The 23,819-nt window shown below is 44.9% G+C and carries 23 protein-coding genes; 9 read left to right on the top strand and 14 right to left on the bottom strand.

Features of this window, described 5'->3' with window-relative positions:
* Positions 1 to 92: 92 nt before the first annotated feature.
* The 3 genes from dnaG to rpsU form a co-directional block, all read right to left on the bottom strand.
* Entirely contained in the window at positions 93 to 1,817 is a 1,725-nt protein-coding gene (dnaG, locus tag L5L91_RS11095; protein ID WP_173246187.1) for a DNA primase, read from the bottom strand.
* 83 nt (positions 1,818 to 1,900) lie between these two features.
* Positions 1,901 to 2,344 carry a GatB/YqeY domain-containing protein gene (locus L5L91_RS11090; RefSeq protein ID WP_028760869.1) on the bottom strand — a complete coding sequence of 148 codons (444 nt, stop codon included), beginning with the start codon at positions 2,342 to 2,344 and terminating at the stop codon, positions 1,901 to 1,903.
* 6 nt (positions 2,345 to 2,350) lie between these two features.
* Positions 2,351 to 2,566 carry a 30S ribosomal protein S21 gene (rpsU, locus tag L5L91_RS11085; protein ID WP_006080725.1) on the bottom strand — a complete coding sequence of 72 codons (216 nt, stop codon included), beginning with the start codon at positions 2,564 to 2,566 and terminating at the stop codon, positions 2,351 to 2,353.
* Positions 2,567 to 2,781: 215 nt separating this feature from the next.
* On the opposite strand from rpsU, the gene tsaD reads away from it, so the two are divergent.
* The gene (gene tsaD / locus L5L91_RS11080; protein ID WP_219250066.1) at positions 2,782 to 3,798 is read left to right on the top strand and encodes a tRNA (adenosine(37)-N6)-threonylcarbamoyltransferase complex transferase subunit TsaD; all 1,017 of its coding nucleotides are present in this window, start codon (positions 2,782 to 2,784) and stop codon (positions 3,796 to 3,798) included.
* Between the two features lie 84 nt (positions 3,799 to 3,882).
* Here tsaD and plsY read toward each other — a convergent pair whose 3' ends face one another.
* Positions 3,883 to 4,494, bottom strand: a complete 612-nt coding sequence (gene plsY / locus L5L91_RS11075) for a glycerol-3-phosphate 1-O-acyltransferase PlsY (protein ID WP_028760867.1) — start codon at positions 4,492 to 4,494, stop codon at positions 3,883 to 3,885.
* Between the two features lie 268 nt (positions 4,495 to 4,762).
* Here plsY and folB point away from each other — a divergent pair, with 268 nt between their 5' ends.
* From folB to L5L91_RS11055, 4 genes are all read left to right on the top strand, one after another.
* Positions 4,763 to 5,113 (top strand): dihydroneopterin aldolase, encoded by a 351-nt coding sequence (gene folB, locus L5L91_RS11070; RefSeq protein WP_263236528.1) that lies wholly within the window; start codon positions 4,763 to 4,765, stop codon positions 5,111 to 5,113.
* 68 nt (positions 5,114 to 5,181) lie between these two features.
* The gene (folK, locus tag L5L91_RS11065; protein WP_105249888.1) at positions 5,182 to 5,685 is read left to right on the top strand and encodes a 2-amino-4-hydroxy-6-hydroxymethyldihydropteridine diphosphokinase; all 504 of its coding nucleotides are present in this window, start codon (positions 5,182 to 5,184) and stop codon (positions 5,683 to 5,685) included.
* Positions 5,686 to 5,703: 18 nt separating this feature from the next.
* Positions 5,704 to 6,504: an undecaprenyl-diphosphate phosphatase gene (locus L5L91_RS11060; RefSeq protein ID WP_028760864.1), complete on the top strand. Its 801-nt coding sequence runs from the start codon at positions 5,704 to 5,706 to the stop codon at positions 6,502 to 6,504.
* Positions 6,505 to 6,621: 117 nt separating this feature from the next.
* Positions 6,622 to 7,464 (top strand): putative RNA methyltransferase, encoded by an 843-nt coding sequence (locus L5L91_RS11055; protein WP_131523060.1) that lies wholly within the window; start codon positions 6,622 to 6,624, stop codon positions 7,462 to 7,464.
* A gap of 622 nt (positions 7,465 to 8,086) precedes the next feature.
* Here L5L91_RS11055 and L5L91_RS11050 read toward each other — a convergent pair.
* A complete protein-coding gene (locus tag L5L91_RS11050; protein ID WP_006080732.1) occupies positions 8,087 to 8,353 on the bottom strand; it encodes an Lpp/OprI family alanine-zipper lipoprotein in 267 nt (88 codons plus the stop codon).
* A 233-nt stretch (positions 8,354 to 8,586) separates the two neighbouring features.
* Positions 8,587 to 9,837 (bottom strand): multifunctional CCA addition/repair protein, encoded by a 1,251-nt coding sequence (locus tag L5L91_RS11045; RefSeq protein WP_263236523.1) that lies wholly within the window; start codon positions 9,835 to 9,837, stop codon positions 8,587 to 8,589.
* Positions 9,838 to 10,015: 178 nt separating this feature from the next.
* Between L5L91_RS11045 and L5L91_RS11040 the strand changes: the two genes are divergently transcribed.
* Positions 10,016 to 11,689, top strand: a complete 1,674-nt coding sequence (locus tag L5L91_RS11040; RefSeq protein WP_263160849.1) for an ExeA family protein — start codon at positions 10,016 to 10,018, stop codon at positions 11,687 to 11,689.
* Positions 11,689 to 12,774, top strand: a complete 1,086-nt coding sequence (locus L5L91_RS11035; protein WP_263160847.1) for a general secretion pathway protein GspB — start codon at positions 11,689 to 11,691, stop codon at positions 12,772 to 12,774. Before L5L91_RS11040 ends, L5L91_RS11035 begins: the two co-directional genes overlap by 1 nt.
* 107 nt (positions 12,775 to 12,881) lie before the next feature.
* On the opposite strand, the gene nhaD is transcribed toward L5L91_RS11035, so the two are convergent.
* From nhaD to L5L91_RS11015, 4 genes are all read right to left on the bottom strand, one after another.
* A complete protein-coding gene (gene nhaD, locus L5L91_RS11030) occupies positions 12,882 to 14,129 on the bottom strand; it encodes a sodium:proton antiporter NhaD (RefSeq protein WP_028760859.1) in 1,248 nt (415 codons plus the stop codon).
* A gap of 799 nt (positions 14,130 to 14,928) precedes the next feature.
* Positions 14,929 to 16,221 (bottom strand): glutamate-1-semialdehyde 2,1-aminomutase, encoded by a 1,293-nt coding sequence (hemL, locus tag L5L91_RS11025; protein ID WP_263236522.1) that lies wholly within the window; start codon positions 16,219 to 16,221, stop codon positions 14,929 to 14,931.
* Positions 16,222 to 16,247: 26 nt separating this feature from the next.
* Complete coding sequence (locus tag L5L91_RS11020; protein WP_105249881.1) at positions 16,248 to 17,267, bottom strand: aspartate carbamoyltransferase; 1,020 nt, start codon at positions 17,265 to 17,267, stop codon at positions 16,248 to 16,250.
* Positions 17,268 to 17,499: 232 nt separating this feature from the next.
* A complete protein-coding gene (locus L5L91_RS11015; protein ID WP_263236520.1) occupies positions 17,500 to 19,224 on the bottom strand; it encodes a chloride channel protein in 1,725 nt (574 codons plus the stop codon).
* A gap of 74 nt (positions 19,225 to 19,298) precedes the next feature.
* On the opposite strand from L5L91_RS11015, the gene L5L91_RS11010 reads away from it, so the two are divergent.
* Entirely contained in the window at positions 19,299 to 20,102 is an 804-nt protein-coding gene (locus L5L91_RS11010; RefSeq protein WP_263236518.1) for a DUF6776 family protein, read from the top strand.
* Positions 20,095 to 20,445, top strand: a complete 351-nt coding sequence (erpA, locus tag L5L91_RS11005) for an iron-sulfur cluster insertion protein ErpA (protein WP_006080742.1) — start codon at positions 20,095 to 20,097, stop codon at positions 20,443 to 20,445. Before L5L91_RS11010 ends, erpA begins: the two co-directional genes overlap by 8 nt.
* Before the next feature lie 115 nt (positions 20,446 to 20,560).
* Here erpA and L5L91_RS11000 read toward each other — a convergent pair whose 3' ends face one another.
* The 4 genes from L5L91_RS11000 to L5L91_RS10985 all read right to left on the bottom strand — a co-directional run bounded on the left by L5L91_RS11000 (position 20,561) and on the right by L5L91_RS10985 (position 23,810).
* Complete coding sequence (locus tag L5L91_RS11000) at positions 20,561 to 21,010, bottom strand: hypothetical protein (protein ID WP_263236510.1); 450 nt, start codon at positions 21,008 to 21,010, stop codon at positions 20,561 to 20,563.
* Positions 21,011 to 21,035: 25 nt separating this feature from the next.
* A complete protein-coding gene (locus L5L91_RS10995; protein ID WP_028760853.1) occupies positions 21,036 to 21,416 on the bottom strand; it encodes a DUF2750 domain-containing protein in 381 nt (126 codons plus the stop codon).
* A gap of 164 nt (positions 21,417 to 21,580) precedes the next feature.
* Positions 21,581 to 22,276 (bottom strand): aquaporin Z, encoded by a 696-nt coding sequence (aqpZ, locus tag L5L91_RS10990; protein WP_263140527.1) that lies wholly within the window; start codon positions 22,274 to 22,276, stop codon positions 21,581 to 21,583.
* 424 nt (positions 22,277 to 22,700) lie between these two features.
* Entirely contained in the window at positions 22,701 to 23,810 is a 1,110-nt protein-coding gene (locus tag L5L91_RS10985; protein ID WP_263236505.1) for an anhydro-N-acetylmuramic acid kinase, read from the bottom strand.
* Positions 23,811 to 23,819 lie beyond the last annotated feature (9 nt).

The following is a 23,819-nucleotide window of genomic DNA, read 5'->3' as shown; positions in this document are numbered from 1 at the left end:
AGCATAAGCCAAGTGCCGCGCAAATCGTCAATTATAGCCGTGTGCACATATCTGTGCTAGTCACTGGGGCAGCGAATGAGGACATTTTTGCCTCAGTTTAACCCTTTCATGACTGAGATCAGCTTCGAGAGCTGTATCTTCTCTTCTTTTGTATGAGTCTGTTTTAGACTCAATTCCTGATATCGTTGTTCAATATATTGATTGTTCAACCAAACCAGGGTTTGTTTAAACTTTTCGAGCAAGTTTTCATCCGCCACTTGATGGTCCCATTGGGCCAATTTATGGAGAGTGCCGCTGTAAGGGTGCTCTCGGAATTGTTCAAGTAGTTGTGCGCTGTTTAACGTTTGCTCTCGAGTCATCTCCAATAACAGTGGCAGCAATTCTATGCCTGGCATCTGCAAGTGGGCGAGTGCGGGTTGTGGGGGTAAACCCATACCCAGTTTAGGATGTTGTACTAGCAGTGCGATGGCGAGTCGCAATGGTGTACCGCGTCCTTTTAATCCTTTACTTGCCATTGGTTTAGCTTGTTTTACGCTAAAGCCTAGCTTCTTTTTCATATCTTCTGAGCTGTTCATTCCTAACTTGTGAGCCAAGTTCTCAAGCAGTAAATTTTGCAGCACAGTGTCTTGAATTTTTTCAATTAAGATAAAAGCTTGTTTCGCTAAGTTGCCTTTATCTGTACCGTATTTTGTCGCTAACGTGTCAAATAGAAACTCGGGTAGTGCAATGGCAGAGTCCATTAAGGTTTCAAATGCATCTTTACCAATTTTACGAACCATAGAATCAGGATCTTCGGCCTGAGGCAGGAACATAAATCGCACTTGATCGCCCGGCTTTAATAATGGCAATGCTGTTTCTAAGGCGCGCCATGCCGCTTCAGTACCCGCTCTGTCGCCGTCGTAACAGCAAATCACTTCTTTAGCGCTGCGCAGCAAAAGCTGGAATTGCTCTGCTGTGGTCGAGGTGCCTAATGATGCGACAGCATAATCGACGCCAAATTGCGCCAATGCCACCACATCCATATAGCCTTCAACGATCAGTACTTTGTCTGGATCGCGATAGCGTTGCTTTAGTTCATAGAGACCATAAAGCTCATTGCCCTTATGAAATATGGGCGTTTCTGGAGAATTCAAGTATTTGGGTGTGCCATCACCTAAAACTCTGCCACCAAAACCAATGACTCGTCCGCGCCTGTCGCGGATAGGAAACATGAGGCGGTCACGAAATCTGTCGTAACGTTTCCCACTGTCGTTGCTAATTAACATCCCCGCAGTCAGTAACTTATCCTGCGCATCTTGATTCTGACGATAGCGGCCCAATAAGCCATCCCAACCGTCTGGCGCAAAGCCAATACCAAAATGTTCTACTACATCATCGGATAAACCGCGATAGGCAAGATAATCGATAACTTTTTGTTTATCTTGGTGTTGTCTAAGTTGGTTTTGAAAGTAAAGGCTTGCTTCTTCCATGAGTTGATATAAGTCACGACTTAAACCGTCATCATGTCGCTTGCCTGTGCCTTGTTCTCTGGGAACCTCTAATCCAAGCTGGCCCGCCAAATCTTCAATGGCATCAATAAAATCGAGTCGGTCATACTCCATCACAAAATCGATGGCGTTGCCGTGAGCACCGCAGCCAAAGCAATGATAGAACTGTTTATCACGGCTGACGGTAAACGAAGGTGATTTTTCGCTATGAAAAGGACAACAGGCCGAGTAGTTCTTACCCGCCTTTTTCAAGGGCACCTTACGATCGATAAGTTCGACTATGTCAGTGCGAGCGATTAGCTCATTGATAAAATCACGAGGTATTGCCATTGAGTGCTTAAAATCCCGCCTTGCGCGAATTTAAACAAACAAGCCGCGCATAGGCACGGCTTGTTCATACAGTGAAACGCTAATTATTGCAATTTAGCACGGATCATAGCGCCGATAGCGCCCATGTCTGCACGTCCTTGCACTTTAGATTTCAATGCTCCCATTACTTTGCCCATATCCGCCATGGCGGATGCACCTACTTCTACAATAGTTGCATCGATGAGCGCCGCGATTTCCGCCTCTGTAAGAGGGGTAGGCAGGAAAGCTTCAATAACTTGAATCTCTGCTGCTTCCACGTCGGCCAACTCGTTACGACCCGCTGCTTCAAATTGAGCAATTGAGTCACGACGTTGTTTCACCATTTTGGTTAAGACCGCTATAACCTGTTCATCAGTCAGAGATTCGCGGGTATCCACTTCAATCTGCTTGATGGCGGCTAATGCCATACGAATAGTGCTCAAGCGCGCCTTCTCTTTGGCGATCATGGCCTGTTTCATATGGTCTTTTAGCTGATCAATTAGGCTCATATGAGATTAATATAAACGTACGCGACGTGCGTTTTCGCGAGAAAGCTTCTTAGCTAAACGTTTAACTGCAGCTGCTTTTGCGCGCTTACGTGCAGTAGTTGGCTTCTCGTAGAATTCACGAGCACGCACGTCGGCTAAAATACCAGCTTTTTCACAAGAGCGCTTGAAACGACGCAGAGCTACGTCGAATGGTTCGTTTTCACGTACTTTAATAATTGGCATACGCCATCACCCCTTAGGTGTAGGTTGTTCTGGTTCAATTGCTCGAACCAAGTCTATTTAAAATGGTGCGGAATTTTATACCGAGACACCTAGGCTTGTAAAGCCCTAAAACTGAGCTCAGTCCTATAGTGGACTCAATATGGCCTGCGCGACTGGAGTAATCGAGCGCTTGCAGGTAGAATTGGCGCCCTTTAGTTAGCAATTGATGAGACACCATGCGGGTTTTAGGTATTGAAACATCCTGTGACGAGACAGGTATCGCCGTCTATGACGATGAACTGGGCTTATTATCTCATACTTTATACAGTCAGGTTAAGCTGCATGCTGACTATGGTGGTGTGGTGCCTGAGTTGGCGTCACGTGATCATGTGCGCAAAATTGTGCCGCTTATTCGTCAAGCGCTGAAAGATGCAAATACTGAAATTGCTGATCTCGATGGGATTGCCTATACCAAGGGCCCAGGTTTGATTGGTGCTTTGCTTGTTGGCGCCTGTGTGGGGCGGTCACTGGCGTTTGCTTGGGACAAGCCTGCTATTGGTGTGCATCATATGGAAGGACATCTACTGGCGCCTATGCTTGAAGATGACGCGCCCGAGTTCCCATTTGTGGCCTTATTGGTCTCTGGTGGCCATTCTATGTTGGTTAAAGTCGATGGAATTGGCCGCTATGAAGTATTAGGCGAGTCTGTTGATGATGCTGCGGGTGAAGCGTTTGATAAAACAGCTAAGTTAATGGGGCTGGATTATCCCGGCGGTCCGCGTTTAGCAAAGCTTGCTGCTAAAGGTTTACCTGCAGGGTATAAGTTTCCGCGGCCTATGACCGATAGACCTGGACTCGATTTTAGCTTTTCGGGTCTAAAAACTTTTACCGCTAATACCATTGCTGCCGAACCTAATGATGAACAGACTCGAGCCAATATTGCTCGTGCTTTTGAAGAAGCTGTGGTTGATACGCTAGCGATTAAATGTCGCCGTGCACTGAAGCAAACAGGCTATAACCGCTTAGTGATCGCCGGTGGCGTGAGTGCGAATACGCGCTTAAGAGAAACCTTGGCTGAAATGATGAGCTCGCTTGGTGGACAAGTGTTTTATCCCCGTGGTGAGTTTTGTACCGATAACGGCGCCATGATTGCCTTTGCAGGATTGCAGCGTTTAAAGGCGGGGCAGCACGAAGATTTGGCGGTAAAGGGTCAGCCAAGATGGCCGTTAGATACCTTGCCACCTGTGGCATAAAACGCCTTTGATGTTGATAGTTTATGTTGAGACAAAAAAACTGCGCTTATAGCGCAGTTTTTTTATTGGGATAATGTTGTCACATTAAGATTTTTTAGGCGTTTTTTTACGTGAAACTTTGGACTCTTCACCTTTAAGTAGCCGTTGGATATTGTCTTTATGACGAATAATGATAAGCGTCGATAGCATGGCAACGGGAATGGTAAATCTGTCGTCTAACCACCAAGTATAAAGTGGTGCAAGCAATGCCGTCAGAATGGCTGCAAGGGACGAGTAGCGGCTAATTAAGAGTAGAACAATCCAAGATGCCATTAAGCAAATGGCTAAATCATCGCCAATGGGAGCCATAGCACCAAAAGCTGTTGCGACACCTTTCCCCCCCTTAAATCCAAAAAATACGGGATAAATATGCCCAAGGCAGGCGGCGATAGCGATAAGTCCGAGTGAGACTGCATCTATGCCCATCAGATAGGCTAAATAAGATGGCAGGGCGCCTTTGAGCATGTCGAAAAACAACACCATGGCAGCCGAACTCGCGCCGCCAATTCGCAGTACATTGGTAGCTCCCGGATTACCTGAACCCTGTAATCTTGGATCGGGTAAACCCCTCATTCTACAAACCAGCACAGCACTCGAGATTGAACCTGCCAAATAGGCGGCCAAAATCATCAAAAGTGTCAGTGTTAATGGACTCACATTGGTTTCCTTACGCGTCTTAAGGTATTATCGCGCAACAATTTAAAAAGCTGACTCAGTTGTCAATCCCGCTATAGGTTTGTGGAATATCTCACCCATTTGAGGTTGAGATATTTTCTGAATGAGCAAATCCTTTTAGGGCGTTATCCTACTGTGGATTGGCTCGAGTAGAAAGCAAATTAGTTATCTGTCAGAAGATTGCGGATTATACAGCTAGGATCGCTTTTAGCTTATCAGACCTCATAGTAGTAAGTTAGTTGGAGAAAGCATGGATAAAGTACTTATACGGCAATTACGCGTTGATACTGTGATTGGTGTCTATGAGTGGGAAAAGACAATCCATCAAAGCCTGTTGCTAGATTTAGATATGGCGTGGGATAACAAACCTGCCGCCGCGACAGACGATTATCAATATGCGCTTTGCTATGAGACAGTTTCCAATCGATTAACAGAACTTATTACTGAGCATCCAATCGAGTTAATCGAAACGGTTGCCGAGCGTGTAGCGGATTGCTTACTTCAAGAATTTGACGTGACTTGGGTGAAAGTTGTCGTGATGAAGCCGGGGGCAGTAGCCACTGCCGCATCGGTTGGCGTTGAGATAGAGCGCTCACGTTAGATAAGAGTTTGATCAACTCGACTGTTGATTAAGAAATCATGTTTATCTTCAGATAAATCGGACATTGCATGGCACGTATTTATATCAGTCTAGGTAGCAATATCGAGCCTGAACAGCATCTGCAAGCAGGATTAACATCGCTGCGAGCGTGTTTTGGGCCGCTGCGCCTCTCATCCATGTATGAAAGTGAAGCGGTAGGTTTTAGTGGCACTAACTTTTTGAATATGGTTGCTAGTGCTGAAACTGACCTTAATATTGCTGCGGTAGTTGCGCAGTTTAAGCAAATCGAGCAGAATCACGGTCGGCTTGTCGGGGCGAAGAAATTTAGCCCAAGAACTTTAGATTTAGACCTGCTGCTTTATGACCATGTGGTATGTGAAACGCCCGTTACGCTCCCCCGTGCAGAGATAGTTAATAATGCCTTTGTGTTATGGCCATTAGCCGAGTTAGCGCCGGAATTGATTCATCCCTTGGTTGATAAAAGCTATGCCAGTTTGTGGCAAGAGTATGATAAAGAGTCACAGCGACTTTGGCCTGTGATGTTTGAATGGCCCCAAGGGCTGACGTTTTAATTTATTGATAGGATTGTCATGGATACGTTTCAGGTCATTATTTTAGCGCTTATTCAAGGGCTAACTGAGTTTTTACCTATTTCTAGTTCTGCCCACTTAATTCTGCCTGCTCAGCTTTTAGGCTGGGAAGATCAAGGTTTGTCATTCGACGTGGCGGTGAATACTGGGTCGTTATTTGCTGTGGTGATTTATTTTAGACACGAGTTATGGGCTATGTTTAATGCTTGGGTTGCAAGCATTTTTAAAGGTCAGCAATCCGAAGACAGCAAGCTGGCATGGTGGATTATTCTGGCGACGTTACCCGCTGTATTTTTTGGTTTTATGGCTAAGGATTTTATTGCAACTCACCTACGTAATACAGAGGTTATCGCGGTCACGACAGTCGTTTTTGGTTTATTGCTGTGGTGGGCTGATAAGATGTCGCGCCGCGATTTAACAATCTATCAGACTGGATGGCGCAAAGCCTTGTTAATTGGTTTCGCCCAGGCGCTTGCTTTAATCCCTGGAACTTCACGTTCTGGTGCCACTATGACCGCGGCGCTAATGCTAGGTTTGAGTCGAGATGCTGCGGCTCGCTTTTCATTCTTAATGTCAGTGCCTGTGAGCTTAGGCGCGGCAATTTTAGTGGGTAAAGATTTGGCGGAAAGCGCGCTGCCAATTGATTATCAAGCATTGATCTTAGGCACTTTAATTTCCTTTGTTGCAGCTTATGCATGTATTCATTATTTCTTGAAAATCATCAGCCGCATGGGAATGACCCCGTTTGTTATTTACCGTTTGGCACTGGGTGCTGTGCTGTGTGGATTTATTTTTTTGTAGTCATTCCAGCTTAGTCATCATAGTGAAATTATGAATAATAGAATCGGGTCAAGTACCCGATTTTTGTTTTTGGAGCTTCCTCATTTTTCTGAAGCTTAACTTATTTTGGAGCTTTATATGGGTCTCGAATATCAGTGTCCAACCTGCGGACTTGCGTTAAAACAACACAAAGCCTCCCAAGGTTTTTATTGTGCAAATAAGCATCACTTTGATCGGAATGAGCAAGGGTATTGGGTTTTTACTAAACCACAACGCCAAAAGCCGACAGGGGATTCGCGCGAGCAAGTTAGGGCTAAGCGTTTTCTTCTCGAATCAGGCATCTTTTCGCCTTTAATCGATAAATTGACTGAGATAATCACCGGCTCTATCAAGCCTGACGCTTGTTTATTGGATTATGAATGCGCTGAGGGCTTCTATTTGCGTGCTTTAGCCTCCAAGTTGGCAGAGGTCGAAAATCCGCGAAACGTCCAGTACGTGGGTGTAGCGGACGCAGAAAATGCTATTTTTGCTGCAGCAAAAGCGCAGACTCCTGGGATCTTGTGTTTAAGCTCTTCTAAAAAATTACCCTTTGCCGATAATTGTGTGGATTTTATTACTGTTATTGATAGGCCGTTAAAGGGAAAAGAGTCTGTCAGGGTATTGAAAGACGATGGGACCATGTTACTGGTTATGCCTGGGCCACGACATCTATGGCAACTCAGAGAATATATTTATTCCGACTTGGCTGAAAAACCTTTCCAAGTGAATTTACCCTCAGCATTATTGGTAAAAGAAACTCAGTCACTGCGCTTTACTTTATCAGTTACAGGTGAACAGGCATTAACGTTATTGGATATGGCACCCTATGCGTGGCGTGCAACTGACAAGATGAAACACGATATTCAAGCTAATCATTTTGAGTTGCTAGAAATTGACTATGTATTAGTCTTAGCACATAAACGCGTGAGTGAATCGCTATAGGTTAAAACTTGCAGTCGATGCGGTTAATTTTAAGACAATTCATAGGCTTAGTTAGATGTTTTTTTGATGTTTTAAAAGGCTATATTACTCAAGTCTATGATTCTGTTTGACGTTTTTATGTTGTTTTTATGTTGGATAGGCTGAAGGTGTTATTATTTTTAACTTTAGGCCTATTTGTTCAGTGACAAATACAACCTTCTTATTGCCTTTGTTTCCCATATAGCCTCGATTTTTTTATCTATAGCTGTGCTTTAAATTAATAGCTTTCATTTCCCATAAATACATTTTTTATGATAAATGAGGCTGATTGTTAGGGATGCTTAAAAACGCAAACGAGAAGTTTAGATTAATAATGCGACTTTATTTAAAAGAGGGATAGCACTCGTTTATACAGAAGTATGCCAAGGCTAACTTTTAGGGGGGAGGTAGGCGAATCGCCTTTAACATGCCTTTGGAAGTTTAAAATCAATTTAGCGATTTTGTATTGCCGCACTCGCTATTCTTTGCATGGCAATCTTAAGTTGCAGGTATAAAAAAAGGCTTAGATTAATGTGCTTATCGCTTTCATCTTTCTTAAGCCTTTTGTCTTAACTTACTAAATAGTAAGCTAAATTACCTTTCATTACTTCTTGTAACGAGAAGCAACGTTGTCTAAACGGTCGTTTGCGCGTTTAGCTTCTGCTTGTGCGTCCATAGATGCTGCTTTTGCATCTTTAACGTCTGCAGACAGTTTGCTTTGCTCTGATTTCAGAGAACCAACATCAGCTGACAATTGATCAACTTTGTTGCCCAGAGTTGCAACGCTTTCTTCCAGAGCAGTAGTGTTCGCGCAACCACCTAGTAGGGCAGTCATTGCTAAACCAGCAATCATCAGTACTTTTTTGTTCATTGTAAAAAATCCCTTAAAATAGGTTGGATTTGAATGTTTCGTTACTTTGTAAGCGAAACTGCCTAATTATGACATAGCTATTTTAATTTGCTACGAATATTAATGTGTTTAACCACTATAGGCATATAAATTTTTTTTAAAAGCTTTTTTTCTATGTGATATCGACATTTCTAATCGTAAAATGGGGCATTATTCACCATGCAGTGATGCACGACTTACAAATCCTTTACAAACTACTGGTTGTCCATCGGCAGTTTTGTTTGCATTTTTTGTTTAAACTGACTGACGGCTTCAACTCGATGTAAATTTAAGGCTTGTTTTATCTCTGCGCCTTGGAAACCAGTGGCTATGATGGCGGCAATATCGACATTATTGGCGACAGTGAAGCACTGAGTTAAATACTCTCCCTGAGGATATGGGATGTTTTCAAATCCTGTGCGGCCACGCATATCTGCGGTGCAAGCTAATATAAGTTGCGTTAAGCGCTCTGGTTTACGCCAAAAGTCAGCTTTATCGAATATTTTAACGATAGTTTCGGCTCTGAGCTCGAATGCCTGATGGACGTTCTGATGTTGGTCGCTGACGAGCAACGCCAGATCGCGTGCCTCATTCGGTACTCGTAAACGTGTACAGAGTGCTTTTATGAGTGGCAAGCCTTTCTGGCCGTGGCCGTGATGCTTTGGTAAATGCTCTTTTGGGCTCAGTGCTTTGCCCAAATCATGTACTAGGGCGGCAAACCGAACGCTTTTATCTCCAGTGAGCAGTGCGGCTTGAGCGAGCACCATTAAGGTATGCACGCCAGTATCTATTTCAGGATGCCATTTTTCAGGTTGAGGTATGCCAAATAAGGCGTGAATTTCAGGGAATAGGACTTCGAGTGCGCCACATTGGTGAAGTACCTCAAAAAAGACCTCTGGGTGAGGTCCGCCTAAACTTTTATCAACTTCTTGCCAAACTCGCTCCGCCGTTAAAGCGCTAAGCTCATTGCTTGCGCTAATTTGACGCATCAGTGCCAGGGTTTCTGCGGCAATTTGAAATCCTAAGGCATGAAACCTTGCGGCAAAGCGGGCGACGCGTAACACTCGCAGTGGATCTTCAACGAAAGCATCCGACACATGGCGTAACAGGCGCGCGTTAATATCCTCAATACCATTAAAAGGATCATATAAGTTGCCCTTTTCATCTTGGGCGATCGCATTGATGGTTAGATCTCGGCGCAACAAATCTTGCTCTAAAGTCACATCTGGGCTGGCGTGGCAGCTAAAACCACCATAACCCAGACCAATTTTTCGTTCGGTTCGGGCTAAAGCATATTCTTGTTGATTTTTGGGGTGTAGAAATACGGGGAAATCTTTACCCACTTGGCGGTAACCCTGTTGCAGCATTTGTTCTGGTGTTGCTCCAACGACGAGGTAATCTTTATCTTTAATGGGAAGATTGAGCAGGCTGTCACGTACAGCACCGCCGACGAGATATATTTTCACAGGCAAGATTCGGCTAATGTGTCATGAACATAGCTTATCACGCTCATTAAGATGATGGATAAAGTCGTCGTGAGATATTTGCGCACTTATCTGTCACATTGATGTTGCAGATATTTTGACAATAACATTGGGACGCTTTAACGTGGGGCGTTATTTTTAAATTAGGATGATTGGTGGTATGTACAAGGCCTTTTACGGACTCAGCGATAACCCTTTTTCAATTGCACCCAATCCCCATTATTTATTTCTGAGTGATAGGCACAGAGAGGCGTTAGCCCATTTAACCTATGGGTTAGGGGAAACGGGCGGCTTTGTGTTGTTAACTGGGGAAGTCGGCACGGGTAAAACAACAGTATCTCGCTGTTTACTTGGGCAATTGCCCGACAATACCGATACTGCTTTTATCCTTAATCCGTCGTTAACTGAGCTTGAATTACTCGCAACGCTTTGTGATGAGCTTAAGATTTCCTACGGCGATAATCCTACACTCAAGCAATTGACTGATCACTTGAGCCGTTTTTTATTGGCGAATCACAGCAAAGGTCGTAATACCGTGCTCATTATCGATGAAGCACAGCATTTACGTCCTGAGGTGCTGGAGCAATTGCGTCTTCTGACTAATTTGGAGACGGACACTAAGAAGTTATTGCAGGTGATTTTAATCGGTCAGCCGGAATTACAGCTGTTATTGAAGCGCCAAGAATTGCGTCAGTTAGCCCAGCGGATCACGGCTCGTTATCATTTATTGCCGCTCAATGAAGATGAAATCGCCCTCTATGTGCTGCATCGTTTGCAAGTGGCAGGGCGGTTTGAGCCTTTATTCACCCGTAAAGCCGTTAACGTTTTGCAGAAATACAGTGGCGGCATCCCTCGATTAATTAACCTTTTATGTGAACGTTCACTGATGGCAGGCTATGCACAATCGCGGGTACCCATAGATCATCATATGGTGCGGCAAGCTGCGGCTGAAGTATTAGGTGAAGAAGAACCGACTCAAAATAGGTATTTGTGGCCGACAGCAACCGCTGTGGCGTTATGTGTTGCGTTTGGTGTGTCTTATTGGTTATTTACTGATAAGTCAGTCAATACGGCGCCAGCGTCCAATTTGGTTTCTGAGTCTGTGCCAACAAATGTGGCGTCATTAAATGCTCAAACCTTGGGCAGGGAAGACGTCGCTGATAAGTCAGTAAAACCGACTAATCAACCAAGCGGTCAGACTTCCATTCCCGATCCAAATCAACGTCTGTTAAACGAGGCGATTAATCAGAGTCGCAATATCGATACTGCTTTTGCAGGTTTGTTTAGCGTGTGGGGCAAAGTGCCCTATAAAGGCTTGACGGCTTGCCAATCGGCGGTTGAGCAAGGATTAGCTTGCTATCAACAGCAGGGTAACTGGATGTCACTGACTCGGCTTAATTATCCGGCTGTCGTGTATTTGGTTGATGACAAGCAACAAGATTTTTATGGTGCAGTGCTTGCGGTAGAGGGGGAACAATTACTGATGCAACTGGGTGAGCAGCAACTTTGGGTTGATAGAGCTTGGTTTAATCAACATTTCAGTGGCACCTTCGAAATATTATGGCAAGCACCTAATTTGCCTATGATGGATATCAGTCAAAAATCGAGTCCTGGTCAATTACAGTGGTTAGAGAATGCGTTAGCCCATGTGAATGGTCGTAGCCCCCGTCGGGTTAATCAATTTGATGTGCAATTGGAAAATGATCTTAAAACCTTCCAAAGTCAGCATGGATTAAAAGCCGATGGTATTGCAGGGAATCAAACATTAGTGAGATTAAATTTGTATTTAAGTCAGCAAGGCCCACGGTTAACTGATGATGGGGCGCGCAGCTGATGTCCATTTTACTCGATGCCGTAACCCGCAATAAACAACAGCAACAATCACCGTTACCTGATGCTGTGATGACGCCAAGGGCGAATTATCCACAGCCACGTAAATCGGGTGTGCCGATAGGAAAACTGTCTATATTAGTCGTTGCAGTTGCCGCAGGAATTGGTGTGGCTTGGGGATTAAGCGTTTGGGATAAAACTCGACCTCCCCAAAGTGATACTGTGGCAGTGGCTAACGTACTGCCATCAATTTCATCATTGCCCGCTTCGACTGCGATTAAAAATGAGCTTCAGTCTACGGTAGGAGCTGCCTCTGAGCTCCAAGTTGAGCCCAGTGCTGCTTCAGGTGTTCGGCTTGCTGGGAAAGTGGCGCTTCCTCGGACGCAGACTTTACCCGAGCTAACGGTATCGCCGCAATTTCAGGCTGAGACTGTAGTATCAAATGCGCCTCAAATGAATGCTAGCGCGAATATAACGACCAATTCTGTTGGCATGCCGGCTCAAAGTGATAGCAATTCGGGTTTTAGTGATTCAAGCTACGCAGATTATATGTCGACGTCAGCCCAAGTCGATGCGGCAAGTCAGGAAGCGGTTGTGCCAGCAGCAGAGACGCAAGCACAGCAGCCTATGATGTTAGGTGCTAATGCCAATGAGTCGGGTCTAGCGAGTCTTGAAGCCCTGCGTCAGCAAGTTAGTGCCGCGGCGGAAGATGTCGGTTTAGAGACCAATAAAAGTCGCGATGAAGATAAGTTAGTGGCTTCCTTTCAAAATGCATTAAAGGATGTGGAATATGTTAATGCTGCAGAGACGAATGTCACTGAAGCTAAATTAGATCCTATCCCCAAAACTGCTGTGGATGAAATTCCGAAATACGGCCAATTACCTGCAGGTCTGCAATTACAAGTGCCTGAATTTAATATCGTTGCTCATGTTTATTCCAGCGACCCTGCCCAGAGATGGCTGAATGTAGACGGTGCAGAGTTACAAGAAGGGGATATGATTGCTGGTAAGCTGAAAATCATCTCTATTCGTCCAAGGGACATAGTGTTAGATATTCAAGGAACCCAGTTTAAGGTGCCCGCAATCTAATCAGGTATTACGATAAGTCCTGCTAGCGGTTATTTGTGGTAACAATGAATAAGTAGTTGATAAAAAAGGCGCACTAGGCGCCTTTTTTGATCTTAGTGAATCTCAACTTAATCAAACAGTCTGTTGGCTAAGAATAGGGTCAGTGCGTAACCGACGCTGTAGCAGAGGAAAAGTGCGGGAACATATTTCAAGTAACTCACAAAAGTCAGTTCTTTCACTTTACTCATGGCAACAATACCTGATGCTGAACCGATAATCAGCAGTGAACCACCGACTCCGACGCTGTAAGTCAAGCCAAGCCATTCAGGAGTACTCAGTACTGGATTGGCTTTTAACAATGCCGCCGTTAGCGGTACGTTATCAATTAAGGCTGAGCCCATACCCGTGACGAAGTTAGAGATGTTTGGATTAAACTGAGTATAAGCTTCAGTCAACATGTCTAAGGTGCCAATTTCTTTAAGCATTCCAACGAGCAGTAAAATACCTAAGAAGAACAACAGAGTGTCGTATTCAACTTGGCGAATATACTCTAGGATCTTGATTTCTTCTTTATCACTGCGCGTGGTATGGCCAATCAGGAACATAATTGATAGACCCGTTAAGAAGGTTAACACTGGCGGGATACCAAACAATATGTTGAGTAGCATGGTCATTAAAATGGTGCAGAAGAAGACGAGGGCAATCAATACATCAACGGTTTGATAAGTATGTTTGATTGGCGTCGTGCTCACAACACCTTCGGCTTTGAGTGAGAACAGGGTTGCCAGTAAAATCACGCTCACGGCCGATGGAATAAATAACATCAGCAGTTCAGACATATGCACATGTCCAGCTAAGAAGATCATCAGTGTCGTCACATCGCCAGTGATCAGGGCCACACCGCCTGAGTTCACCGCGAAGATAATCAACACTGCCATTCTACGGCGCATTTGCTTATCGAGTTTAAAGGTGGTTAATAAACCTAAAGACACTAAAGTCGCGGTGACGTTATCACAAAATGCTGAGAGCACGAGTGCAAACAGGGCGACTTGGATCATTAACATACGCACTGATACTTTCTGCGGAAACAGCTTTTGCACCATGATTTGGATCATACCCTTAGCATTCAAATATGCTACGAAGGTCATGGTCGACATCAGAAAGAGCCAAAGTGTGGCAATCTCGAGCAAATTTTCATTGAGCTGATGGGCAACGATTTTCTCATTAGCCGGTTCCCCTGCAGCCATAAACAGCGCTACCCAAGAGATACAGCCAAAGAATAAGGTGGTTTTTGCTTTATTAAGGTGGGTCACTTCTTCGAAAATAATACTGAGCAATGCGAGCACGGCCAGTAAGATGAGAAAGGTATTTAACATAACTGCAATTCCAACTGCTGTTTTGATGTCGTAGGGCGACTTGAGTCAACCTAAAGATTGGGCATATCAAGGCTAAATTAAGCTAGCCGTGTTAGCGCGTGCGGATCAGAACATAATGGGCTAGAGAACGCAACTGTTAGCTGTAACTCAATTTAATGCTTCTTTGTGATGTCTATCTCATGCTTTTGGGTTGTAAATTAGTTTTATATATTGGTTTTTGTGATTATTGCAGCGTTATTAACTGTATTGTTTGATTTGATTACCGCGTTAAAAGTGAGATCTACGATTAAAGTCTAAGCAGTTAGTTTGCATATTCTTCAATTAATTTTTATTCAGGGCGATATTCCTGAATTGTCATGCCTATGTAGGCAGGCATTTTTAATGCTTACCTTTTGAATTAGTGCCCGCTCGGAAGTTGAGTGCTCTTAGCACTCAGTCCCGCAGAATTCTGCGTCTTGAGCTTGTTTGGGTATCAATACTGGATATTGTGTTTTTGAAGTAGAGGAAAATGACATTTATTATCCGGAATCTTTTGCTTTTAGGCTCACTCGTTTGGTTAACGTATTGTGGTAAGCAACTTATTGCGCTGGGCGTGATGGGTTGGCCTTAGCACGTTATTGAGCATATCCACTTGACCTTACAATTCATGGTGGCTGGGATAATATTTAAATCGGCTTTAGGTTCTAAAAAGTCTGATCGTTATTAAAGTGACACAAAGCTAACTAAATCGAATAAAAGCAAAGGGACGCATTGGCGTCCCTTTGTTATGTTTAAACGGCTTAAATACTAAAGCTTAGGCTTAGCTCGTCGCTTTCATGCTCGCCAATACGCGATCTGCCGCTTCTAAGGTTAAGCGCATCTCTTCTTCGCCATGGGCCATTGACAGGAAGCCAGCTTCATAGGCACTTGGCGCCAAGTAAACACCTTCATCTAGCATGCCGTGGTAGAAAATACGGAACTGTTCGATATTGCATTGGGTCACTTGATCGAAACGAGTGATCTCGGGTTGTTCCGTGAAGAAGAAACCGAACATGCCACCAACATAGTTGATCGCCATTGGAATACCGTGCTTATCCGCAGCCGCTTTAAAGCCTTCTGCAATACGTTTGGTTTTCGCGCTCAGTGCTTCGTATAGACCTTCTTCACACAGGGCTTCCATTTGTGCCAGACCCGCTGACATCGCAATGGGGTTACCCGATAACGTACCCGCTTGGTAAACCGGACCCGTAGGGGCGATAAATTGCATCACATCTTTACGGCCACCGAAAGCCCCCACTGGCATACCGCCACCAATCACTTTACCGAGTGTGGTTAAGTCTGGTGTGACGCCGTAGTAACCTTGAGCACCACTTAGTGATACGCGAAAACCTGTCATCACTTCATCGATAATCAACAGCGCGCCAAACTCATCACACATATCACGCAGGCCTTGAAGGAAACCTGGGACAGGTGGAATACAGTTCATGTTGCCAGCAACGGGCTCTATGATGATGCATGAAATCTCAGTTGGATACTGTTCGAACAGGGTTCTAACTGAATCTAAATCGTTATACACAGCGGTTAAGGTGTGTTTGGCAAAATCTTCAGGAATACCGGGTGAGCTAGGTTGACCTAACGTTAACGCGCCAGAACCGGCTTTCACTAACAGGCAATCTGCGTGGCCGTGGTAGCAGCCTTCAAATTTTAAGATCTTGTCACGATTGGTAAAACCGCGTGCCAAACGGATAGCACTCATAGTGGCTTCCGTGCCTGAACTCACCATGCGTACTTGCTCGATAGAAGGCACCATAGAGATGACTTTTTCGGCCATTTGCACTTCAAGCTCAGTTGGCGCACCAAAAGATAAGCCATTTTCTACTGCTGCTAATACAGCTGCACGGATTTTAGGATGGTTGTGGCCGAGGATCATCGGGCCCCAAGAACCGACATAGTCGATATAAGCTTTACCATCGGCATCGTAAATATAAGCGCCGTTAGCTTTTTCAATAAACAGGGGCGAACCGCCTACACCATTAAATGCACGAACCGGAGAGTTAACGCCGCCGGGGATGGTTTTTTTAGCCTGTTCAAATAGCGCTTCGGAACGGGTCATGTTTAGTCCTTAAAGTCTGTAGCCAATTAGCGATCGGCTTTACGTGAATACCAATTAACCGGACACTCATATTTTTCGAGTTGATTATCAACGCCGAGTGTCAATGCAAACAAAGCCATGCGAATTAACAGCCCATTATCCGCCTGTCTGAAGATGGCGAGATTGGGATGGCTATTTAAATCATTATCTAACTCATTGGCTTGCGCGCGTGAATCCCTTGGAAGCGGATGCATAATGACAGTGTTAGATTTGCAATGCTGAGTGTAAATACTGCGATTTAAGCGGAACTTGCCGCGATATTTATTTGCTTCTTCCTGTGAAGGGAAGCGTTCTTCTTGAATGCGAGTGAGATACAAAATATCTGCTTGATCTAAATGGCCTTCAAGTTGGTCGGTTATTTTGATGCTATGGCCAGCATTTTCAATGTCGGAGATCACATAATCAGGCATAGCTAATTCAGCAGGTGAAATCAGTGTGAAACTGATGTTCTTATACATGCAGAGTAAGCGCGACAGTGAATGCACAGTACGGCCAAATTTTAAGTCGCCGACCATAGCGATGTGCATGCCATCAATACCGCGGCCAGCACACTTGAGTTCTTTTTGGATAGTGTATAAGTCGAGCAAGGCTTGGGTCGGATGCTCGTTCGAACCATCGCCGCCGTTGATCACTGGGACGCGGCTGCCTTCTGCAAACTCTTTTACCGAGTAGGAGTCTGGATGGCGCATGGCAATGACATCAGAATAGGTGGATAACACCCGCGCCGTATCGTACAGGGATTCACCTTTAGATAAAGACGATGAAGCCATGCCTGTGGTTTCACGTACATGGCCGCCGAGCAAGTTAAAGGCACAGCCAAAACTCACGCGGGTACGGGTACTCGGTTCGAAAAACAGGTTACCTAAAATGGCGCCATCGAGCACATTATTACGCTTCTCTCGAAGTGCATAGGGCATCATGCGGCTAGCGACATTAAAAATAGTTTGGATTGAGTCAAGATCTAACTGGTTTACGGAGAGGATATGAGATCCTTCGAACTGATTCATCAGCCTGTTTTCCAATTTGCTAGGGGGCATTTTAAGCAGCATTATCGCGCTTATCTGCCCTGATGTTATGTAGGGTGGCTGAGGCGCGATTGTAGCAGAAGCACTGGGGCAACGAAATAGCCACATTGCCACTGTGTTAGATTTTTGCGATGAAGCCCAAAGCTTTTAATCTGCCGTCTCAGGTTTTGAATCAAAATTAGGTGTTGAATAGCGGCTAGATTTTTAAGCGATATTAGGCTTGGCCTGAACGAATCTCCTGTTGTAGGTTCGACCAACTGATCACTCCAACCACATTGTCTGGTGTATCTTGATAGATAAACACCTCACCGCAGCGTTTGGGTGACAATAGTGAATAGACTTCATTGAGGGTGGTGCTGTCGCTTAGCCCTTGCATGGGATGGCGTGATAGCGTGGTACTGTCATCATAGGATTGCATTTCAAGACTAAGCATTTCGATAATGCCATCGGCATTGCGGACTAGCACAGGGCGACCTTCGGCGCGTTTTAGCACTTCGAGTAACAATTCATCGTTGTTATTGACGATAACAAAGCGTTTATCCATTAAGGCTCGCACGCCTTTTTTCTGCAGTGCTAAATTCACGGGGGCGACCTTATAACCTAGTCCCATAATTTCTAATTGCTTAAAGAAAATGGAGTCAGTCTTAAAACCCTGATAAGCGATTAAAAAAGCCGGAATTGTTACAAACATTGCCGGTAAAATAATGCTGGCGTCATTAGTCATTTCTAACAGGGCGACTAAGGCGGCCAGCGGCGCGCTTAAACACACGCCCATCATGGCTGTCATGCCGATCACAGTGTAAAGCCCTACATAAGGGGCGATGGACGGGAATAAGATAGCGCTGATCAGCGCCAAAATCGCCCCGAGCAGCGCGCCGATACCATAAAGTGGACCAATCAAACCACCGGGAATACCTAAGCCAATCGCCGCAATAGTGGCGATGGTTTTGGCAAATAACAGGGCGATTAACAGCAATAGGCTTGGATGTTGGCTAATGGCTTCGCCAATAGCGAGATCGCCTGTGCCAAGGGCTTGTGGCAATACTAGACCTATTAAGGTGGTGACGCTGCCCGCCAGTAATAGTCGGTAAATGAGTGGCCAGTTTTGACCCGTTGCGGTGACTTTTAAGAGTGAGTAATTAAATAGTGCCGCGGCGCAGCCTAATACCACGCCGCCAATGGCGAGAATAGGGTAATGGTCTAAGGGAATGTGGATCACTTGAATACGGTCAAATTCGTGCACATTACCAAACACCAGTTGGCTTGAAACTGCGCCACAAATTGCTGATAGCATAATCGGGAAAAAGTAATGGATTTTATATTCACGAACTATCACTTCGAGTACAAAAATCACCGCCGCTAAGGGCGCGTTAAAAGTGGCGGCAATCCCTGCTGCAATGCCACTGGCACACATGATGCGTACGCTATTATCGGGAAGATTGAATTTTTCAGCGAGAAAACTGGCGCTGACAGCACCAAGATGAATGGCAGGACCTTCACGGCCGACTGAGAAATTTGTGCCTAGGGCAAAGAGTGCTTGAAAAAATTGCCCAGCGGCGGATTGCAGTGGGATTTTACCATAATGCAGTTTAACTCTATGTAACACATAGGCTATTCCCATACGTTTGTAGCGTTTGGAGCCCAATTTCGCCACTATCCAAATTAATATTGCACCTAAAAGGGGTAACAGGGCTCGCCAGTCGGCGACGTTCCCCGTAAAATCCAGCGCCTGTATTTGGGTGTAATGATTGGCCCAAACGAGTAAGAGTCGGAACAGCAAGATCACGCAGGAGGCAAAAATAGCAAATAGCAGTGCCAATATGCACAGCTGTGCACTGATGCGGGCTTGGGATAAATGGTCACGTAGCTCATGAGCTAAATACTTTTTGGCTGTGACTATGGCATCTTGAATAGCGGCTCTCTTTATCGTTAATTGCACTGCATTGGCCTGAGTTGTATGGTATCGAACTCGTTGTTGAGTTGATTGTATTTTATATAAGGGGCTGTTACCTAATGCCAAATTATCATCGTTGGCTAGATAGGCTGCAAGTCATGGATCGCAAGTATCGTCCATCTTCAGTGTATTTATCGCTTTTAGTGTTAGTTTCTATTCTTTTTGGGGCTTGGATAAGTTTTCTGCTATTAAGTAGCGATGAGCCTGTTGTTAAGCATATCAGCAGCAAGACTCAACGCTTGACCGCTGAGTTAGAGGCACAGACCCAATTACTTGCAACCCGAAATTTAGAGCTGTCCGTCGAGCGAGAGGCTAATACCCAAATGCAAGAAATGTTTGGCCAGCAAATGAAAAAGCAAAAAGAATTGGAACATGAGCTGGCGTTTTACCGCAGTATTATGACACCAGATGATAATGCTGAAGGTGTCGCTATTCACGGACTTGAAATGACGCCGGGCGCTTTGGCCGATGAATATCATCTCAAGTTGGTGTTGACTCAGTTGCAAAAGCGTAAGCAAGCTATTCAAGGCCGAACAGAATTGACGCTCATTGGTGTGCAAGATGGCAAATCTGTTAGCTTGAGTGTGAACAAACTCACGGGTTCTAAGTTGGAATTTGATTTTCGCTATTTTCAAGTCATAGATACCAAGGTCACTGTTCCTGCTGGCTTTAATTTACAACAAGTGAAAGTCAAAGTGCTGGTGCCTTCGAGCCGCTGGACTAAGAATTCGCAGACCGAACATGTCTATAGTGCCCCTGAGTTATTACAGGGTGAAAAAGAACCACGGGTAATACTTGAACAAAACAGTCAGGTAAAGGATAATTTGCCCCAGAAAACTGATGTAAGAGGTAGTAATGACTGATCAAGCTGATACAGCAATGCCAATCCAATTTACCGATGCGGCAGCCGCCAAGGTGAAAGGTTTGCTGGAAGAAGAGCAAAATCCTGCACTTAAGCTACGAGTCTATGTGACTGGTGGTGGTTGTTCTGGATTTCAGTACGGCTTTACCTTTGATGAAAAGGTCAATGACGGCGATTTTACGATAGAAAAACAAGGCGTTCTCTTGGTTGTCGATCCTATGAGCCTACAATATTTAGTCGGTGGTGAAGTGGATTACACTTCAGGACTGGAAGGTTCTCGCTTCTTCGTGAAAAACCCTAACGCAACCACAACCTGTGGCTGTGGTGCCAGTTTCTCTGTGTAAAAAGTTTTTCTGTTTAATGATGACTAACTTTGCATCTTTTTAGGCGTAGAGTGAGATCAAAAAAGCCGTCGTAATGACGGCTTTTTGTTGGGCTAAATTTATTTTCTACAAGAGCTTAGCTCATGATGTTCAGGTTAAGCTTAGGTTTAAACCATGCCTTTACCTTTTTATTAAAGGCTATCCAAACTTGCAGTAATGACAAGACGATTAAAGCGATAAAAATCACATAGTCAGGCAGTTTTCCCTGCCATTCACCTAAGTACACTGTCGTTGGACCTACCACTAAGTTGCCCGGATCGTACATGATCACTGGCAGCATGCTAATCAATCCAAGCTGCACGACTGTGTAGCCGCGCAGCATGATAAGCCCTGCTTTTTGCCGACCGATAATGGCAATCACCATCAGGAGGGTTAGCAGACAAAATAACACCCCTTGTTTAGCGATTAAGCCACTCACTGAGGCAACAACATACACTAGCAATAGGGCAATGAGTCGTTTCGGAAAGTGTTGACTCAGGGCTGTACTTGCCTCTGGTGTCGGTATCGCCGATTTTTGCTCGCTCATAGGCATTCTCGTTTAGCTATAGCGATTAGTGGCTTTGCTTAGGCGCTAATCTTTGATCTAACTCATAAGGCGGGATTACCACACCTAAATCATCTAATACTGGGAATACGGCGACAAAGAGGTCGTCATCTTCCATGCCTGGCACCCATCTTTCGTGAAATTCGTCGAGTGGAATCGCTAATGTTTGGCAATCACTCCATTCATCCACAGCCCAAGAATCAGCGGCTTCTTCGGTTGGCCACATTGGGATGCAATCTTCTTCTTCAGTGGTTAACATCACGCAACCGTCTTGGTCTTGTAATGTCCAAAGTATTTTGTGTTCTTTAACTTGTTCAACGAGGTAATCGTAACGGGCTTCTGGCGTCATTGCTGCTGTCTCAGCGAGGTTTTTAACAGTCTTGCTCATGAAAAATATCTCTTTTGCTTGGATAGGGCGAAGCCTGTTGTGTCTCTAATGTAAAAACCTAGGGCACAGCAAAATTCGCCAGTTGGCTAAATGGTAACATTAGAGCGGGATTAGAAAAAGAACAACAGCGCCAAGAGAGCGCTGTTGTGTTAGCTCTTCGGCTTTTATTCTACCGAGCGGAAGTAGCGATAGATAAAGCCTGCCAAAATGGCGCCGACAATCGGTGCTACCCAGAACAACCAGAGTTGTGATACCGCCCAGTCACCGACAAACAGTGCAGGGCCTGTGCTACGCGCTGGGTTTACTGAAGTATTGGACACAGGAATACTAATAAGGTGAATTAAGGTTAAACCTAACCCTATGGCAATTGGGGCAAATCCCTTAGGCGCTCGCTCATCGGTGGCGCCTAAAATAATAATCAAGAAGAACAGTGTCATAACTATTTCACAAATCATCACCGACAGCATGCTATAGCCACCTGGTGAGTGCTCACCAAAACCGTTAGAGGCAAATCCGCCAGCGAGTGAAAATCCCTCTTGTCCTGAAGCGATGAGATACAAGATGCCTGCGCCAACAATTCCGCCCGCGACTTGGGCTATGATATAGGGCAATAATTCTGCTGCCGGAAAACGTCCCCCAGCCCAAAGGCCGAATGACACTGCAGGGTTGAGATGACAACCTGAAATATGGCCAATCGCAAAGGCCATAGTCAGAACCGTTAAGCCAAATGCGAGCGCGACACCGAGTAAGCCTATGCCCACCTCGGGAAATGCAGCGGCAAGTACCGCACTGCCACAACCTCCAAGGACTAACCATAAGGTGCCAAGAAATTCTGCCGCCATTTTTTGTGACATGTTCATTGTTTGATTTCCTATTCTTTTAAAGACGCTTGTTTGTTAATCAGTGCGTCTTTATTCCTAATTTACCTGCCTATTAACGGATCTTGTCTGAGTGAGCAAAATCGCGCTGTAGACACGAGTTCCCTTAAAACCAGTTTCTTATTGGACGCCTATGAGGCTATTCCTAAGTGTTTGAGCAATATCCTGTATCCGTTTTTACTATAGTGAGACTTGATTAAGCTTCAGTGACGAAACTTTTTTACTCATGCTTCTGTCACTAAATGCTTCAGTAATTAAGAATAGATGGCTTTAAAATAGCTGCTGATTTTCTTGATAAATTTAGGTAGGAAGAGGGGGAAAAGATTAGTTTGTCTTTTAAAGACAACAAGAGCTTCATGTAGAAGCTCTTGTTTAGGTTATCGCTTGAGTATTTTGCGAAGGCCAATTACTTAGCGCTAAATCGTCCGCCGAGTACGGCTTCGCGGGAGGCGCCTGTTACTGCAGGGAGATTAGCGGGTAAACCTAAGTGATTGCGCATGGCGAGCCAGGCAAAGGCGATGCCTTCTGCCCACTTAGGATCTACGCCAAGGGCCGAGGTAGTATCCAGCTTATAACCTGGTAATAAGGCTGCAAGACGCTGCATCAGTTGACCATTAAATGCACCGCCGCCACAGACGAATAATTCCCCTTCATTGGATAGTTTAATAATGTCTTGGGCTATGCTGTGGCAGGTTAAATCCAATAAAGTTGATTGAATATCTTCTTCATCTAAATGATTAAAGGGCGATAATTGCTGCTCTAACCAAGCTTGGTTAAACAGTTCGCGACCAGTGCTTTTAGGGTAAGCAAGGGAAAAATACGGATGCGAAAGCAGCTGAGTTAATAAGCTTTGATCAGTTTTTCCGGATGCAGCCCATTCGCCATTTTTATCGAAGGGTTCACTTTTAACCTGTTGCATCCAGGCATCAATTAAGGTGTTGCCAGGCCCTGTATCAAAGCCTAAGACTTCTTCGCTATTGCCCGGCAGATAGGTGATATTGGCAATACCACCAATATTGAGGATGACACGTTTTTTACCGACTTGGGCAAAGGTTTGCTGGTGGAATGCGGGTACTAAGGGCGCGCCTTGGCCACCAAGGGCAATATCTTTGCGACGAAAATCGGCAATGACATCTATGCCTGTTTCGGTCGCAATAGTATTAGGATCGCCAATTTGTAAGGTAAAACCCACTTCGAGGTTTGGCATATGGCGCACAGTTTGACCATGGCTACCAATGGCGATGATATCTTCTTTCGCAATAGCACATTTAGCCATCAGATTATTGACTGCTAAGGCAAACAGCTGACCCACATTACGATCTAAACGGCCGAGGCGGTTAATTTCATCTGAGCTGGGTAAGCACAGGCGCTGTAGACCTTTGAGCAAATGGCTCGGAATAGCTTCGGTATGGCTGGCGATAAGTTGCGGCTGCGCGCCTGAAAAGTCGACCAATACCGCATCGACACCGTCCATGCTGGTGCCTGACATAAGTCCAATATAATAAGCGTTTTTCATTGGGAGGAA

The organism is Shewanella sp. SM55, from assembly GCF_025654025.1.
GTDB lineage: Bacteria > Pseudomonadota > Gammaproteobacteria > Enterobacterales > Shewanellaceae > Shewanella > Shewanella oncorhynchi.
Note: the sequence above shows the minus strand (reverse complement) of the source record. Positions and strands in the feature narration are given on the sequence as shown.

Excerpts from the sequence above, each read along its gene's own strand:
- dnaG (WP_173246187.1), bottom strand. The coding sequence starts at position 1,817 with ATGGCAATACCTCGTGATTTTATCAATGAGCTAATCGCTCGCACTGAC.
- L5L91_RS11090 (WP_028760869.1), bottom strand. The coding sequence starts at position 2,344 with ATGAGCCTAATTGATCAGCTAAAAGACCATATGAAACAGGCCATGATC.
- rpsU (WP_006080725.1), bottom strand. The coding sequence starts at position 2,566 with ATGCCAATTATTAAAGTACGTGAAAACGAACCATTCGACGTAGCTCTG.
- tsaD (WP_219250066.1), top strand. The coding sequence starts at position 2,782 with ATGCGGGTTTTAGGTATTGAAACATCCTGTGACGAGACAGGTATCGCC.
- folB (WP_263236528.1), top strand. The coding sequence starts at position 4,763 with ATGGATAAAGTACTTATACGGCAATTACGCGTTGATACTGTGATTGGT.
- folK (WP_105249888.1), top strand. The coding sequence starts at position 5,182 with ATGGCACGTATTTATATCAGTCTAGGTAGCAATATCGAGCCTGAACAG.
- L5L91_RS11060 (WP_028760864.1), top strand. The coding sequence starts at position 5,704 with ATGGATACGTTTCAGGTCATTATTTTAGCGCTTATTCAAGGGCTAACT.
- L5L91_RS11055 (WP_131523060.1), top strand. The coding sequence starts at position 6,622 with ATGGGTCTCGAATATCAGTGTCCAACCTGCGGACTTGCGTTAAAACAA.
- L5L91_RS11050 (WP_006080732.1), bottom strand. The coding sequence starts at position 8,353 with ATGAACAAAAAAGTACTGATGATTGCTGGTTTAGCAATGACTGCCCTA.
- L5L91_RS11040 (WP_263160849.1), top strand. The coding sequence starts at position 10,016 with ATGTACAAGGCCTTTTACGGACTCAGCGATAACCCTTTTTCAATTGCA.
- L5L91_RS11035 (WP_263160847.1), top strand. The coding sequence starts at position 11,689 with ATGTCCATTTTACTCGATGCCGTAACCCGCAATAAACAACAGCAACAA.
- nhaD (WP_028760859.1), bottom strand. The coding sequence starts at position 14,129 with ATGTTAAATACCTTTCTCATCTTACTGGCCGTGCTCGCATTGCTCAGT.
- hemL (WP_263236522.1), bottom strand. The coding sequence starts at position 16,221 with ATGACCCGTTCCGAAGCGCTATTTGAACAGGCTAAAAAAACCATCCCC.
- L5L91_RS11020 (WP_105249881.1), bottom strand. The coding sequence starts at position 17,267 with ATGAATCAGTTCGAAGGATCTCATATCCTCTCCGTAAACCAGTTAGAT.
- L5L91_RS11010 (WP_263236518.1), top strand. The coding sequence starts at position 19,299 with ATGCCAAATTATCATCGTTGGCTAGATAGGCTGCAAGTCATGGATCGC.
- erpA (WP_006080742.1), top strand. The coding sequence starts at position 20,095 with ATGACTGATCAAGCTGATACAGCAATGCCAATCCAATTTACCGATGCG.
- L5L91_RS11000 (WP_263236510.1), bottom strand. The coding sequence starts at position 21,010 with ATGAGCGAGCAAAAATCGGCGATACCGACACCAGAGGCAAGTACAGCC.
- L5L91_RS10995 (WP_028760853.1), bottom strand. The coding sequence starts at position 21,416 with ATGAGCAAGACTGTTAAAAACCTCGCTGAGACAGCAGCAATGACGCCA.
- aqpZ (WP_263140527.1), bottom strand. The coding sequence starts at position 22,276 with ATGAACATGTCACAAAAAATGGCGGCAGAATTTCTTGGCACCTTATGG.
- L5L91_RS10985 (WP_263236505.1), bottom strand. The coding sequence starts at position 23,810 with ATGAAAAACGCTTATTATATTGGACTTATGTCAGGCACCAGCATGGAC.